General features: G+C 41.6%; 13 protein-coding genes. 6 read left to right on the plus strand and 7 right to left on the minus strand.

What is annotated here, in order from left to right; translation table 11 throughout:
- Nucleotides 1–6 precede the first annotated feature (6 nt).
- A complete protein-coding gene (locus tag L6494_RS12040) occupies nucleotides 7–432 on the minus strand; it encodes a GNAT family N-acetyltransferase (protein ID WP_237995121.1) in 426 nt (141 codons plus the stop codon).
- A 257-nt stretch (nucleotides 433–689) separates the two neighbouring features.
- Here L6494_RS12040 and argZ point away from each other — a divergent pair, with 257 nt between their 5' ends.
- From argZ to L6494_RS12060, 4 genes are all read left to right on the plus strand, one after another.
- Nucleotides 690–2,801: a bifunctional arginine dihydrolase/ornithine cyclodeaminase gene (gene argZ, locus L6494_RS12045; RefSeq protein ID WP_237995123.1), complete on the plus strand. Its 2,112-nt coding sequence runs from the start codon at nucleotides 690–692 to the stop codon at nucleotides 2,799–2,801.
- A 140-nt stretch (nucleotides 2,802–2,941) separates the two neighbouring features.
- Nucleotides 2,942–3,445 (plus strand): DUF2085 domain-containing protein, encoded by a 504-nt coding sequence (locus tag L6494_RS12050; protein ID WP_237995983.1) that lies wholly within the window; start codon nucleotides 2,942–2,944, stop codon nucleotides 3,443–3,445.
- A gap of 82 nt (nucleotides 3,446–3,527) precedes the next feature.
- A complete protein-coding gene (locus L6494_RS12055) occupies nucleotides 3,528–3,938 on the plus strand; it encodes a XisH family protein (protein ID WP_237995125.1) in 411 nt (136 codons plus the stop codon).
- Nucleotides 3,929–4,267 carry a XisI protein gene (locus L6494_RS12060; protein ID WP_190709695.1) on the plus strand — a complete coding sequence of 113 codons (339 nt, stop codon included), beginning with the start codon at nucleotides 3,929–3,931 and terminating at the stop codon, nucleotides 4,265–4,267. Before L6494_RS12055 ends, L6494_RS12060 begins: the two co-directional genes overlap by 10 nt.
- A gap of 127 nt (nucleotides 4,268–4,394) precedes the next feature.
- On the opposite strand, the gene L6494_RS12065 is transcribed toward L6494_RS12060, so the two are convergent.
- The 5 genes from L6494_RS12065 to L6494_RS12085 all read right to left on the minus strand — a co-directional run bounded on the left by L6494_RS12065 (nucleotide 4,395) and on the right by L6494_RS12085 (nucleotide 11,471).
- Complete coding sequence (locus L6494_RS12065) at nucleotides 4,395–5,450, minus strand: CHAT domain-containing protein (RefSeq protein WP_237995134.1); 1,056 nt, start codon at nucleotides 5,448–5,450, stop codon at nucleotides 4,395–4,397.
- 95 nt (nucleotides 5,451–5,545) lie between these two features.
- Entirely contained in the window at nucleotides 5,546–6,229 is a 684-nt protein-coding gene (locus L6494_RS12070) for an N-acetylmuramoyl-L-alanine amidase family protein (RefSeq protein WP_330911080.1), read from the minus strand.
- A gap of 31 nt (nucleotides 6,230–6,260) precedes the next feature.
- Complete coding sequence (locus tag L6494_RS12075; RefSeq protein WP_237995144.1) at nucleotides 6,261–8,429, minus strand: pentapeptide repeat-containing protein; 2,169 nt, start codon at nucleotides 8,427–8,429, stop codon at nucleotides 6,261–6,263.
- Nucleotides 8,419–9,567, minus strand: a complete 1,149-nt coding sequence (locus L6494_RS12080; protein WP_237995153.1) for a HEAT repeat domain-containing protein — start codon at nucleotides 9,565–9,567, stop codon at nucleotides 8,419–8,421. Before L6494_RS12080 ends, L6494_RS12075 begins: the two co-directional genes overlap by 11 nt.
- Nucleotides 9,568–9,635: 68 nt before the next feature.
- Nucleotides 9,636–11,471 (minus strand): N-acetylmuramoyl-L-alanine amidase, encoded by a 1,836-nt coding sequence (locus L6494_RS12085; protein ID WP_237995155.1) that lies wholly within the window; start codon nucleotides 11,469–11,471, stop codon nucleotides 9,636–9,638.
- 201 nt (nucleotides 11,472–11,672) lie between these two features.
- On the opposite strand from L6494_RS12085, the gene L6494_RS12090 reads away from it, so the two are divergent.
- A complete protein-coding gene (locus tag L6494_RS12090) occupies nucleotides 11,673–13,310 on the plus strand; it encodes a CTP synthase (RefSeq protein ID WP_237995985.1) in 1,638 nt (545 codons plus the stop codon).
- A 193-nt stretch (nucleotides 13,311–13,503) separates the two neighbouring features.
- The gene (locus L6494_RS12095; RefSeq protein ID WP_237995157.1) at nucleotides 13,504–13,926 is read left to right on the plus strand and encodes a hypothetical protein; all 423 of its coding nucleotides are present in this window, start codon (nucleotides 13,504–13,506) and stop codon (nucleotides 13,924–13,926) included.
- A 79-nt stretch (nucleotides 13,927–14,005) separates the two neighbouring features.
- On the opposite strand, the gene L6494_RS12100 is transcribed toward L6494_RS12095, so the two are convergent.
- Nucleotides 14,006–14,902: an ROK family protein gene (locus tag L6494_RS12100; RefSeq protein ID WP_237995159.1), complete on the minus strand. Its 897-nt coding sequence runs from the start codon at nucleotides 14,900–14,902 to the stop codon at nucleotides 14,006–14,008.
- Nucleotides 14,903–14,916: the final 14 nt, after the last annotated feature.

Below are 14,916 nucleotides of genomic sequence, written 5' to 3' on the forward strand. Positions count from 1 at the left end.
TAACTTTTAAATTTGTTTTTGTAAAAAATATCGCTGATGTCCTGGGGGATAATCTTTCAGGACACCAAAAATTTGATAGCCCAAACGTTCATAAAAACCCAAGGCTTGAAAGCTAAATGTATCTAAGTAAACATGACTACAACTCCGTTGTTTAGCTACTACTTCAGCCTTCAGTAAAAGTTGCTGTCCATAGCCTTGACCTCTTAGGGTTTCAGCTACCCACAAGTGAGAAACAAACAACCATCCCCAGTGTGTTTTCCCAATTAGACCGCCAACAATTTCACCTTGAGCATCCCGAATGAAAACGCTGAGGGGATAAGCAATGTCTTCATTGTGTTGACTATTGTTGTTATATTCCAGAATTTTGCTAATTACAGCCCGAATATCTTGGGGATCAGGATTATCCTCTACAGAGACGCTTAACTCAGTCATTTTTAATTTAAATTATTAAAACTAAATGAGCCTAAAATAACATGAGATTGCAGCCTCAGAGGTATACTACTAAGTCCTTACCTTTCAGTAGCCTATAGGTTTGTTACCATTACTGTGACTCTTCCAATAATGGAATCAGAGCAAAACTTTTGTAAATCCTGCAACTATCTAAAGATAGATGCAAAGTCAAGGATTATACATAACTGAAAAAGAAACACTTGTGTCCGAATTAAGCCTGTATCATTTGTAATATTTTTATGACTTCCCGGATTCGTTTTTTGATGTGCGCTCCTGACCACTACGATGTGGACTATGTGATTAATCCTTGGATGGAAGGAAATATTCACAAATCATCACGCGATCGCGCCGTTGAACAGTGGCAAGGGCTACACCAAATTCTCAAAGAACACGCAATTGTCGATTTGGTAACACCCGAAAAAGGTTGGCCAGATATGGTTTTTACTGCCAATGCTGGTTTAGTGTTGGGTAAGAACGTCGTTCTCAGTCGCTTTTTACACAAAGAGCGTCAAGGAGAAGAACCATATTTTAAACAGTGGTTTGAAGGTAATGGTTACACCGTTTATGAATTACCTAAAGACTTACCTTTTGAAGGTGCAGGTGATGCACTTTTAGATAGAGAAGGGCGTTGGTTATGGGCGGGTTACGGTTTCCGCTCCGAATTAGATTCTCATCCATATCTAGCTAAATGGCTGGATATTGATGTGTTATCCCTGCGGTTAATCGATGAGCGTTTTTATCATTTAGATACTTGTTTTTGTCCCTTAGCAAATGGCTATTTGCTATATTATCCCGGCGCGTTTGATTCCTACTCCAACCGCTTAATTGAAATGCGCGTTGCAGCAGAAAAGCGCATCGCCATAGCTGAAGCGGATGCTGTTAACTTTGCTTGTAATGCGGTGAATGTAGACAGCATCGTGATTATGAACAAAGCTAGCGAGGGGTTAAAGTCTCGCCTCGCATCTGTTGATTTCCGAGTTTTAGAAACACCACTCAAGGAATTTCTCAAAGCAGGTGGTGCAGCGAAATGTCTTACCTTGCGCGTTACAGAACCTGTACAGGCTGAAGTTCACGCTAACGTATCAGTCGAAAGTCGGATTATTCGTTTAGAGGGTCATTTGCTTGACTCTGGCTTAATTAACCGCGCTTTGGATTTGATTGTCGATACTGGCGGTAGTTTCCAGGTTCTGAACTTCAACTTGGGAGAACAACGGCAAAGTACCTCCGCAGCTGAGGTGAAGGTGTCCGCACCTTCTCACGAGGTAATGGAGGAAATCATCTCCCTGTTGATTGATTTAGGTGCAGTAGACCTACCACAAGATGAGCGAGATGTCAAGCTTGCGCCTGTGATTCAGGATGGTGTCGCACCTGATGATTTCTACGTAAGTACAATTTATCCTACCGAAGTTAGGATTAATGGGCAGTGGGTGAAGGTAGAAAATCAGCGCATGGACGGCGCGATCGCAATTACTCAAAGTCCCAATGGTCTACTAGCACGGTGTAAAATACTCCGTGACCTCGAAGTAGGTGAACAGGTAGTAGTTGACGTGCAAGGTATCCGCACCATCCGCAAAACCGAATCACGGGAACAACGCAACGCCCAAGAATTCAGCTTTATGTCGTCTGGAGTTTCCAGTGAACGGCGGGTGGAATTGGTGGTGGAACAAGTCGCTTGGGAATTGCGAAAAATTCGTGATGCTGGGGGTAAAGTAGTTGTCACGGCTGGCCCTGTGGTCATTCACACAGGCGGCGGTGAACATCTATCACAGCTAATTCGGGAAGGATATGTACAGGCTCTGCTGGGTGGAAATGCGATCGCAGTCCACGACATGGAGCAAAATATGATGGGTACATCCCTGGGTATGGATATGAAGCGGGGTGTCGCCGTTCGTGGTGGACACCGCCATCACCTCAAGGTCATTAATATCATTCGTCGTTATGGCAGCATTGCCAAGGCTGTAGAGGCGGGGATAATTCATAGCGGCGTGATGTATGAGTGCGTCCGTAATCAAATACCTTTCGTCCTTGCTGGTTCAATTCGGGATGACGGCCCCTTACCTGATACCCAAATGGACTTAATCAAAGCACAGGAGGAATACGCCAAACAATTGGAAGGTGCGGAGATGATTTTAATGCTGTCATCAATGCTACATTCCATTGGGGTAGGGAATATGACACCCGCCGGCGTGAAAATGGTCTGTGTAGATATTAACCCGGCTGTGGTGACAAAATTGAGCGATCGCGGTTCAGTTGAATCAGTGGGTGTAGTTACAGATGTAGGATTATTCCTGAGTCTGTTAATTCAACAGTTAGATAAGTTGACAAGTCCCTACATTTCTAAGGTAGGTTAATTAAGAGTGCTGAGTTCCCAGTAGTGAGTGCTGAGTTAAAAGACCACCGACTCATAGGTGGTGCTTGTAGCTATTACATAAGTGCTGAATACTTTTTACTCACTCAGCACTCAAGACTATACAAGACGCACAGAAAGGAAATGGTCAGAGTAGCTTTAACAAAAGAGTTGCAGATTAACTGGGTTAGCTTCATTGCTGACTTCATGCTAGCGGGGATGGTTTTTGGCCCTCCCATCGCTCCTTTTCTAGCTGCGTCTGGAGTCTGGTTGCTTGGGGGTATTGCGGACATCATTTATTTCATGGGTAATCATGTATGTCCGCAACCAGAGATGGGCTTAGATTTAGCACCCCCATTTATTATGGCTGTGTGTATGCGCTGTTATGGTACTGTTACAGGGTTACTAATTACCCGCCTGCTATATGCTGTGACTGGTGGTAAAGGATTTTATTGGCTCAGTCAGTACGGCTGGAATGGTGCGGCGTTAGCTAGCGTGTTAATGATGGCGTATCCTGTGGAATTAGCAGCGCAAATTTTTGGTCTATGGGATTTTAATAATTATTTAGTTACACCCTTTGGATTAATTACAGGTTTGGCTTGGGGTTTGTTTACAATGCCGATTTTGCATGGTTGGCAGCGTCATTAAACTAAGTCAGGGGACTGGCGACTAGTAAATATTGTGTATTACCTACCTTTAACCAGCCTAATCTTGAGGATAGTGAAATACTATGGCAAAAGATAGATTTCATAATATCGTCAGAAATGCTTTAGAAAAAGAAGGCTGGAAGATTACGGCTGATCCTTATGAAATTAATGTGGATGATGTAGATTTTGAGATTGATTTAGCAGCAGAGCAACTGTTAGCCGCAGAGCAAGAAGGCAAAAAAATTGCAGTAGAGATTAAAAGTTTTATTAGTCCATCAAATGTTTCAGAATTTCATACTGCCTTGGGACAGTTTTTAAACTATCGGGATGCGTTAGATAAGATTGAACCCGAACGTCTACTTTATTTAGCGGTGCGCGTCCCAGTTTATGAAAGTTTTTTTCAACGGAGATTTATTGCCTCAGCAGTTGTCAAATATCAATTGCGATTGATGATTTACGATGTACAAGAAGAGGTGATTCGTCAATGGCTGTAGAACAATATCGGCAATATATTCGACATCTTCTTTCCGAACGGCAAAAACGAGCCGCAAGGCAACGAAACGCCGAAGAATATGAAGTACAGACAATTTTCGACGAACAACAAGACCACTATCAATTACTTTATGTCGGCTGGCGGGGAAATAAACGCGATTTTGGCTGTATTTTACATCTTGATATTAAAGATGGGAAAATTTGGATTCAGCATGATGGTACTGAAGAAGGAATTGCCAATCGATTGGTAGAAATGGGAGTACCTAAGCAAGATATTATTTTGGCGTTTCACGAACCTTATGTACGTCAATTTACTGAGTTTGGAACTTGAGAAATATTGTACGAAAAAACTTAGATACATCCAGGAGTTAAGTATCACGCCACTAAGGTGTGTTATGGTTTTAGCCTAACGCACTACCATATAACGGTGCTAAATAAAAATATTAAAAATGCTAGTATTATTCATCATCAACAGCACCAAGCATTATTCTGCAACAGCGCAGCAAATCTTCGTACAAATCAAAAGCTTCCCTAACCATCTTATGAAGTCTATCTCTTGCCTCAAAACGATCTTCTCGAACTTCAAAGTCATTAAGACACATAGAGAAAAAATCACCACTTCCAACTGGCCAAATGTTCATACTTAATTCCCATCGAAAATCGCTGAGAATAATCATAAGGTTTTGTCTCTTTTTCTCCAGTTCAGTATTTAAAAACTCGTGCATTACATCTGCCCAACTATTAAGAAAATGATCAATATGTTCTAAATCTTTGCTGTGAATAGGGCTTCCTAAGTCCTGTTCTTGTAAAAATCTTGCACCTCTTCCCGTAGGAGGGAAATCTTTCAATAATTCAAGAAACAAACTCCGGTCTTGCTTTATAGTAATAGGCGTATAAATAAAGCTGTCTTTAGTTGCAGAAGATACAACATAACTATCTTTGCTATCCTCTACTTTCTTTGCATAGACAACTGGAGTTAAATCTTCAGAAATACCTTCTAACTGAATTTCTGTACGACCAAACATATAAGAGTCTTCAAAAGAACGACCATCTCCTAAGGCTCTATAAAAACCAACAGAGAATGCAATTGCAGCACTATCTCCAATAGCTTGATTCATGCCGATAACGCAGGGAATATGATCGGCAATAGCTTTTGCTTGGCTCTCTGAGTGACAAGCATTCAAAACTACACATTGAACGTGTGTTGATACTAGCTCGAACAGACTGCTAAGTGCTGAAGGAGCAACAGGTTGAACAGTTCCTGTGATATTTTCAAAGCATAGTTCACCTGTACTCATTCCATGCCCTGAAAAGTGAACAATTTGCGGCTTGACATCAAAAATTGCTTGAGTTATATCTCTTGGACGCACGGCTTCGCGAGACTCCAGTTGGAACATATCTCTTTGCTTCGAGAGTTGTAGTTTCTCACGTATCTCTCGTAATTCTTGACCTAAACGCAAACGACCAGCATCGCTAGGATCAGATGACAGAAATAGAATTCTAATTTTATCCATCTGTAAAAAGATAAGTGACGTTGAGCTAAAGTAGACGGATTAGCTATATTAGTTTTAACAGTGTCATTGCGGTAGTGTCATTTCAGTCGGAACTATTACAGGCTTCTAAACCATTCAGTAATACCCTCTGCTAGAGTTTTGACTAACTTCTTCTGTTCCTGGGGATTTATCGCCTGTTCAAAATCGTCAGGGTTGCTTATAAAACCTAACTCTAATAACACTGATGGTGCAGTATAGGGACGTGTGAGTGCTAAATTCTGCCAATACAAACCATAAGAAGGCCTACCCAAATCATTAACTAAGCGGTTGTGTAGTAAGACAGCTAGGCTATGGGCTTGGGGATGATACCAATAGCTACTTACACCTCTGGTATTTTCCGCATCACCATCATCTGGGAGGGATCGATAGTGAAATGTAAGAGCGATCGCAGGTGATTCTTGATCTATAATTTTCTGACGTTCTGCAAGGGATATGTCTCGATCGTCTTCCCTAATCATCACTACAGTTGCACCCCGCCTCACTAACTCATCCTGCAATAACTTAGTTACTTGCAAATTCAAGTCTTTTGCTAACAAACCAGTAGCCCCAGCTGCACCCAATTCTGTACCACCATGTCCAGCATTCAGTACAATTTTGAGTCCAGATAAAGGTTTGTGTCCTCTGTGGGAAATTACAGAGGAATCAGCCAGATTCAGAGTTTTATCTTGCGCCCAAGTTACGCTGGAATTTGCCAGAGAATTTAAAGCTATTAATCCTATTAGTAGCGGTATGAATTTCACTTTATTTCCTCTGCTTAATAATTTTAAATAATTATGGTAATCCGAAGAATTTAGTAATTAAAGGCAACAATTTAGTACAGGATTCAACTAAATTTGCTGTTGTAGGCAAGTCAGCAATTGTACCTTTCAAAAATTTCAAAGCTGTTTTTGCTGCTTTCTGCATTGCTCCATCTTCTGGCTTTTGACCTGCTTCTGCAATTGCTTTAATCTGTTCTAAGGCTTCTGCTTTGTCTTCATCACCTAGATTTTTGTCAGCTTCAATAGCCGTTTGTAATTCAGTCAGTAGTTCTTTAATTCCTGGTTTATCTGGTTCAGAAGATGGGGGTAATTCATTAATAGTATTGGTAACACTGCCACTAATTGCACCAATAGCAACACCTGTCATTGCAGAGTTTTCACCCACGGCAGAAATCCCACTAATATTACCTTGAGAACCACTGATATTGACATTTCCTTTACTTTGTGACATGAAAATTTCTCCTTGATTTTGATATGTTTCCACATAAAACTTGGGCTGATGTATGGCATTTTCCAGCAGTTTTTCTAAACTTTGAATCCTTTCCTCTTTTTCTTTAATTCCTAAAAGTAAGGCTTGTAAATCACTATAAGACAAAGACTGAATTTCACTATATTTTTGAAAATATTCTTGATAAAGTTCTGAGCGATTGGCATCGTTAGCTACTATAGCTTGCAGGCGAATTTTATCTTTTCCTCTGCCTTCTAAAGCCACAATTTCTAATCCGGCTTCTGGGTGATTTTGTGCTAATTGAGTCACAGCGATCGCCGCAGCAGTTGGATCAATACCTTCATAGTGAAATAAGTCTAGAGTTTTGAATTTATTAGCTACTTGACGCGGATCAATATTTTGCGTTTGGTAGAGGTTAAGTGTTTTAATAATTGGGGCGATAAATTCTGCAAAGTCCCCTGGTTGAAAAATTTCCCGCCGATTATCAGGTTTACGACAAGGATCAGGATCATCCTTGGTTGGTAGCTGCATATAGATGTAATCACATTTGATATCTTCAAGGTTAGTATCAGTGGAAATTCCCCAGTTTTGAATATAAGCTCCTGTTAAACAAGCTTGATTTAAAATAGTTTGATATAGCTGTGCTTGAGCAAGTTTTGCCCCTGCTAAATTAGCATTTTGTAAATTAGCTTCACTCAAATCTGTGCCAATAAAACTAGCATCTTGTAAATTAGCATTTTCTAGATTTAGTTCTCTGAGGTTTAAGCGATCAAAATTATTTTCGCTCCCTTCTTTGGTAATAACTAACTGCCGTAATTTAGTGTTTTCTAAATATGTACCTTCTAAACGCGCTTGAGCTAGATTTTTTGTTTGCAACCAACAAGTGCGGGTGAGGGTAGCTTGGCGGAAGTCTACACTTTTGAGGTTAGCTTGGGTAAAGTTCGCATCAGTTAAATTTGCACCACGAAAGCTAGTTCCACCTTGGGAGACAATACTAATGGCTAAAGAGCGAATGAGTAAGTATTTTTGATTTCCGGTTATAGCTTCCCATCCTACATAAATACCGATAGCGATCGCCACTAAACCAACTATGCCAGCCATGATGTATGCTGAAACTTGCGATCGCACTCCCAATAATCCACCAACAACAGCACCAACTAAAGCCATTAATCCCGTTAAACTCACAATTCCCGGTAAAACCATAGCTCTGGCGACAGCTACAGCTAAAGCCATATTCATCACACCAACAATTGAGCCAGCTATAGCCAGTATCACTAATATTGCTCCAACTGCCGAAGAAGTTCCTATTTCATTTTCGGGAAACAATGCTAATAAAATAATCGTGCAAGCAGCTACTACTTCAGCTAATGTTGCTAGTATTAACCCTAAACCTTGCCAGAGAATAATAATTAAAAAAAACGTTACAGTAAATATTGCTATTACTCCAAAACCAGGGGATATGTTAGCATTACCACTTAACAAATCCCCAATAATTGCACCACCATAAGCAGCAATTAATCCGGCAAATAATGATACAATTAGTGATAAAAAAACAGAAATAATTACCTGGAAAATTGGCAATCCAGCCTTAGCAGAGGTGAAATTTGCACAAACGAGAATAGCATTACTAAAGTTCGCGCCACGGATATCAGCATGACTAAAATCGACTCCCTTGAGATTTTTTCCCCGGAAGTCTTTACCCCTTAAATTAGCATTGGTAAATTTATTTGCCATTACTATTCAACCGTACTACTGAGGGGCATTTCCATTTCAGTACAGACCTGATTATTGGGATTTTACACATAATCGGTGGGTTGTTGCTGACATGAGTAGATGTTGCTTCTTTTACTAAGAATACACTTGTGGCTTCTCTTTCCTCAAGGCTAATAATTGCATAAGCTGCGCGATCGCGAACATAGCTATCTGGATCTTTGCTTGCGTTATTCAGAGCCAGAGAAACATCTTCAAACAGATCCGCCCGATACGCATATTCTGCATAACGGTTAAGCTTCCCTAAAGTATCAGCCGCTTGAGCGCGTACTTGAGGGTCAGGATTTTGTAGAGCCAGAATTAAAGCGCGGACATAATCTTCAATTCTGCTCAACGCATAGGCTACATGAGCGACAAAATCACGATTTGGATCTTGGAGTGCGTTAATCAGCACCGGAACAGCTTTTTTTGCTTCTGCTTCCATACCAAATTCTCCTAGAGCATAAGCCGCATAAACGCGCACATTATTATCTGGGTCTTTCAGTGCATTAATCAAAGCCGGCACAACATCTTTTGCTTGTGTGCCAATTTCTCCCAGTGCATCAGCAGCATGAGCGCGAACACTACTATCTGAATCTTGGAGTGCATTAATCAGAGCCGGAACAGCTGCTTTTGCCTCTATACCAAGTCTTCCTAAAGCATCAGCAGCCTCTTCGCGTATAGTAGGAGATGTATTTCCTAAAGTGCGAATTAAAGCGGGAACAGGATCTTTACCAATTTTTCTGAGAGCATTGGCAGCGACTACCCGGACATCTTTGCTTTTGTTATCTAATAAATTATTCAACAAAGGTACTGCTGGTGATGCTTCCGCACCAATTTCACCCAGTGCAGCAATCATAGTGATGCGGAGGTTTTCATTTAAGCTATTTAGACTTTTGATGAGAGATGGAACGGCTTTAGACTTACAGGCTACCACGGCATTAAAATCAGCAGGATCGCCCTGATTTAATTGCTGGATATGCTTTTGAATTTTTACCTCAGTACATTGAGGCTGAGTTAATGGAGTTTTAGCGATCGCTTGAGTATTTGTACTAATTACAATCCCAATGAAAGCTAGAGTCGTCAAGATAGCGGTTGGATATGTTCTAGTATTTTTCAGCATAATCAACTCCCGACACTCATCTTTCAACCATCAACATTTTTATTTACGTTGCACGTTGCTCAAATATGCTACTTAACGCTTCTAAACCATTCAGTTATTCCATCTGCTAAAGTTTTGGCTAACTTTTTCTGTTCTTGGGGATTTGTCACCCATTCAAATTCATTGGGATTGCTCATAAAACCCAACTCTAATAATACCGAGGGTGCGGTTGCTGGGCGTGTCAAGGCTAAGTTATTCCAAAATACGCCGTAGGAAGGTCTACCGAGTTTCTCTACTAGATGGTTTTGCATAAAAATAGCAAGACTATGCGCCTGGGGATGATACCAAAACATACCCACACCCTTGGTATTTTCCGCATCGCCAGCGTCGGGTAAGGCGTTGTAATGAATCGAAAGTGCGATCGCAGGCTCTTCTCGATTTATAATTGCTTGACGCTCTGGCAGAGAAACTTCTTGATCAGTTTCCCTCGTCATCACCACCATTGCACCCCGTTTGACTAATTCATCCCGCAGCAACTTAGAAACAACTAAATTTACATCTTTTTCTAAATATCCAGTCGGCCCAACTGCACCAGATTCTTTACCACCATGCCCTGGATCTAGTAGAATCTTGATACCAGATAGGGGTTTTTGCTTATTTTGCTTGATAACAGGCGGATGACGCAAAACTAAAACCAGGGTTGTACCGTTATATCTCAGCTTATATCCCCACTGTTGATTTTTTTTGAGGTTAAAGGTGTATTGAATCTGTCCTGGGGCTACCTGCTGCCAATCTAGGCGAGAAATCAGGGGGTCATCATCCAGGCGAATGATATCAGTTTGGGCAGTGGTGTTGTAGAGTGTCAATGTAAAAGAGTTATTGCCTTGTTGCACACTCACAGGTACACGAGTTTGTAGGGGGAAAACCATCTCTGTTGCACCGGGAAGTCTTCGATATCCGACACTGCGAATAATTGAGCGTGGCGGAATAGCTCCTGGTAAAATACGGGTTTCCTTGCTATTAATCCAAGCACCATAGTCTAAACGCAACCATTCACCTTCTTTTCCTGTGACAGTTGCCCGTGTTCCCTGGGGTAGTGGAGTAAGTCGAGAATGGTCGGTACTAGCACCAGTACGAGCCACACCAGCCTCTACTGTCACCTCTGCGACTGGTAACTGTGCTGGTGAAAGGATAGTAATTTTGCCAGTTCCTGGTTGAGTTATCGTCTTACCATTCAGCCTTAGTTGAAATTCCGGTTTACCCAGATCGATATTTTGACGTGAATCTGGGACAACAGTACCAGAGATGATGTTATTACCATCAAGTTGGGTGAAGGAATCAGAAGCAGGTACTGGAAATGTAGTGCAACCCTCATATTTGCCTACGCTAGACTGGGTAGTGGGTTGATTCTGCCCCGTCAACGCTGCCAAATTGCTGGGTAGTTGTGCCTGTTGCGGTTGAGGTAAAAGTGCCACGGTTTGATTAGCCAATTTTACAGAGACACTGGCGTTAGGGGGTGCAATTGCGCTAAAACAAATTAGTTCTCCCGGTAGTCTGGCAATGTCGGCGACTGGTGTCAGAGAACCTTGAGCAAAGGCTAATCCTTGGGGTATCTCAGGCTGGGTGCTGATTCTATTCACCTTAATCTGAAGCACTTGATTTTGGTGACGTATTTCAAAGATATTTTCTCCCAACTTTAATGGGAAACTTGGCGCAAAATGACCAGACTGACTGCGGGTAATTGGCGTACCATTAATGAGAACTTGTCCATTAGGTGGTGCTGTGCCAATAAAAAAGATTTTTTCTGCACTAGTCTGGTGGTTAGTTTGGGGATAAACAACTTTCAGCGATGGATTAGGTTCTGCCAATGCTACAGAGGAGGAGATAAAGCAGCTTAAGATAACTGGGACTAGGAATTTTTTCACAGCAGGATCACAGAATAATACACCATGTCATACCAATTCACGCAAATTCTGCAACCAATTCAAATTCAGAAAGCCTTGTAAAATATGGATTTCTGAATTTTGAATTTTGAATTTTGAATTTTGAATTGATCTGACTATGGCACAATGACGGGATGTTTTTTTGGAAGGTATTTTTAGCAGTCGATGGCAACTCAAACTACTATGACTAAGTTTATCTTTGTAACTGGAGGTGTGGTTTCCAGTATTGGCAAAGGCATTGTAGCAGCAAGTCTGGGCCGTTTACTCAAATCACGGGATTATTCAGTGTCGATTTTGAAACTCGACCCCTATATTAATGTTGATCCAGGCACAATGAGTCCTTTTCAGCATGGGGAAGTGTTTGTTACCCAAGACGGTGCAGAAACCGATTTAGACTTGGGACACTACGAACGCTTTACTGATACCTTGATGTCGCGGCTCAACAGCGTTACCACTGGTTCAATTTATCAAGCTGTAATTACTAGTGAACGTCGTGGTGACTACAATGGTGGCACTGTACAGGTGATTCCCCATATTACTAATGAAATCAAAAAACGGATTTTATTAGTTGCTCAAGCTACTAATCCGTCTGTAGTGATTACAGAAATTGGCGGTACTGTAGGCGATATTGAATCACTACCGTTTTTGGAAGCCATTCGTCAGCTACGCAAAGAGGTAGGACGGCAAAATGTGCTGTATATGCACGTTACCCTAGTACCTTATATTGCTTCGGCGGGGGAAATGAAAACCAAGCCGACGCAACATTCAGTCAAGGAACTGAGATCCATTGGCATTCAACCAGATATTTTAGTATGCCGGAGCGATCGCCCCGTCCCAATGGGATTAAAGCAAAAAATGTCAGAGTTCTGTGATGTGCCTGTAGGGTGTGTCATCACTGCCCAAGATGCTAGCAGTATCTATGAAGTCCCACTAATTCTAGAACGGGAAGGACTGGCAGAACAAACTCTAGATTTGTTGCAGATGGAACAACGCCAGCCAAATCTAGAAAAATGGCAAACGATGGTAGAAAGATTATACAGTCCCAAACACACTGTAGAAATCGCCATTGTTGGTAAATATGTCCGTTTGAGTGATGCTTATTTATCTGTAGTTGAAGCATTACGCCATGCTTCCTTTGCCACATACGGAGATTTACGCCTGCGGTGGGTAAATTCAGAAGATTTGGAAAACGAATCAGCAGAAAAATATCTGGCGGGTGTAGATGGTGTACTTGTACCAGGAGGTTTTGGTACGCGTGGAGTAGATGGCAAAATTGCTGCTATTAAATACGCCCGCGATCGCCAAATCCCCTTCCTCGGTTTATGCTTGGGAATGCAATGTGCTGTCATTGAATGGGCAAGAAATGTTGGCGATTTAACAGGTGCTAACAGTGCAGAATTTGATCCATCTACTAATTACCCAGTTATTAACCTGTTGCCAGATCAACAAGATGTCGTAGATTTAGGCGGAACAATGCGCTTGGGTGTATATCCTTGCCATATTCTCCCCAATACTCTGGCATCCCAACTGTATCAAGCAGAAGTCATTGATGAACGACATCGCCATCGCTATGAGTTTAATAATACATATCGCCAATTATTATTAGATTCTGGCTATGTTATCAGTGGAACTTCCCCTGACGGACGCTTAGTAGAGATTGTAGAATTGCCGCAACATCCATTTTTTATCGCGTGTCAATTCCATCCAGAGTTTCAATCCCGCCCTAGCAACCCCCATCCTTTATTTAAAGGCTTCTTGCAGGCTGCGATCGCTCGCAATCATCCCACTGCTAACGTACAAACTCCTGTAGAGGTATCTTAAACAATTCTCAATACCCTACAGGGAGCTACGGCAAGGGCATCTACCGTACAAAATTCAAAATCCATTGTTGGCATTTTGAATTTGCACACAACAATATTAACTTAGGAAGTCATACCATTTTGGAATAGTATCAATAGACTTCAAGACATACAGGGTAAGCATCATTCATAAACTTGGGATTTGAGGAGAGGTTGTGGCGTACTGGGTAAAAATTATTTATGAGAGGAAACAATATGTGATCAATTTTGACCGTGTTAATGCCTTTTGTTATGAAAAAAACGGCAGAGTCACTTTTTGGTTGCCTGATAGTGCCATTCCTATTGTGATTAACCCCCAAAATAATGGAGAAGATTATCAAAAAATTCTAGATTATCTAGACAAAGTAACTGGGTTGGAAATAGAAAATGCCTATTGGGTAAAAATTAGTTATGAAAGAAACGAATATGTAATTAACCTCAATTGTATTAGTTCCTTTTGTCAAGAACCTAATGGCAGAATCACTTTCTGGTTGCCTGATGGTACTATCCCCATTGTGATTAACCCCACGAACAACCCAGATTCCTATAAAAAAGTATTACAATACGTGCAGAAAACTACAGGCTATTCTTTTTCGTAGTCCATAGTTTTTCCGAATTAAGAATTACGTAAAGCCTGCGGCATAGCTGCGCTTAGAGCGGAGCGGGGCGGGAGCATCGTTACGAATTACGAATTAACTCCCATGCCAACTTAGCAGCACCTACCATACCTGCTGAGTTACCTAATTGTGCGGGAAGAATTTGTAACCCAGCGCGAGAGGTTGGCATGACGCGCTGTGCAATTTCTGCCTTGACAGCTGGTAAGAAAAACTCAACACTAGCACTAACGCCACCACCAATAATCACAGCTTCTGGTGTTAAAACGTAAATTAAACTAGTTAAACCAATACCTAAATACCTGCCATATTCTGCCCAAAATGCTAACGCATTGACATCTCCTGATTGTGCTAGCATTCCTAATTCCACAGGTTCTTTGCCGGTCAGACGACGAATGGCTTTAACTGAGGTGTATTGTTCTAAAGAGCCTTGATTACCACTCTTACACATTGGCCCATCAGCTTGGAGTGTGATTAATCCTAATTCTCCAGCTGCACCTTGATGTCCCACAAACAAGTTGCCATTCAGAATAATTGCACCACCAACACCAGTACCCAGGGTTAACAGAATAAAATTGCGAAATTGGCGACCTGCACCTAACCAAGCCTCAGCCACACCGGCACAATTAGCATCATTCTCGATAATAGTCGGCTTGCCAATTTTAGCTTCTAACCAATCAGCCAGAGGTATATTCTGCCATCCTGGTAAATTAATCGCAATTTGAGCAATGCGTCTTGTAGCATCAGCCGGGCCAGGAGTACCTACACCGATAGCTATAGTTTGATTATCTGGGTCAATTTGTGCGATCGCATCCACCATAACAGCAAACACAGCCTCCGGTGTCGCAGGTTGTGGTGTGGCGATAGTCAAAGATTGCAGACAACTACCATCTTGACTGAATCGCCCCAATTTAATAGCTGTTCCCCCCAAATCAATCCCGATTACTTGAGAATTCCCCACTTTTCCATCCTCAC

The organism is Nostoc sp. UHCC 0870 (genome assembly GCF_022063185.1).
GTDB lineage: Bacteria > Cyanobacteriota > Cyanobacteriia > Cyanobacteriales > Nostocaceae > Trichormus.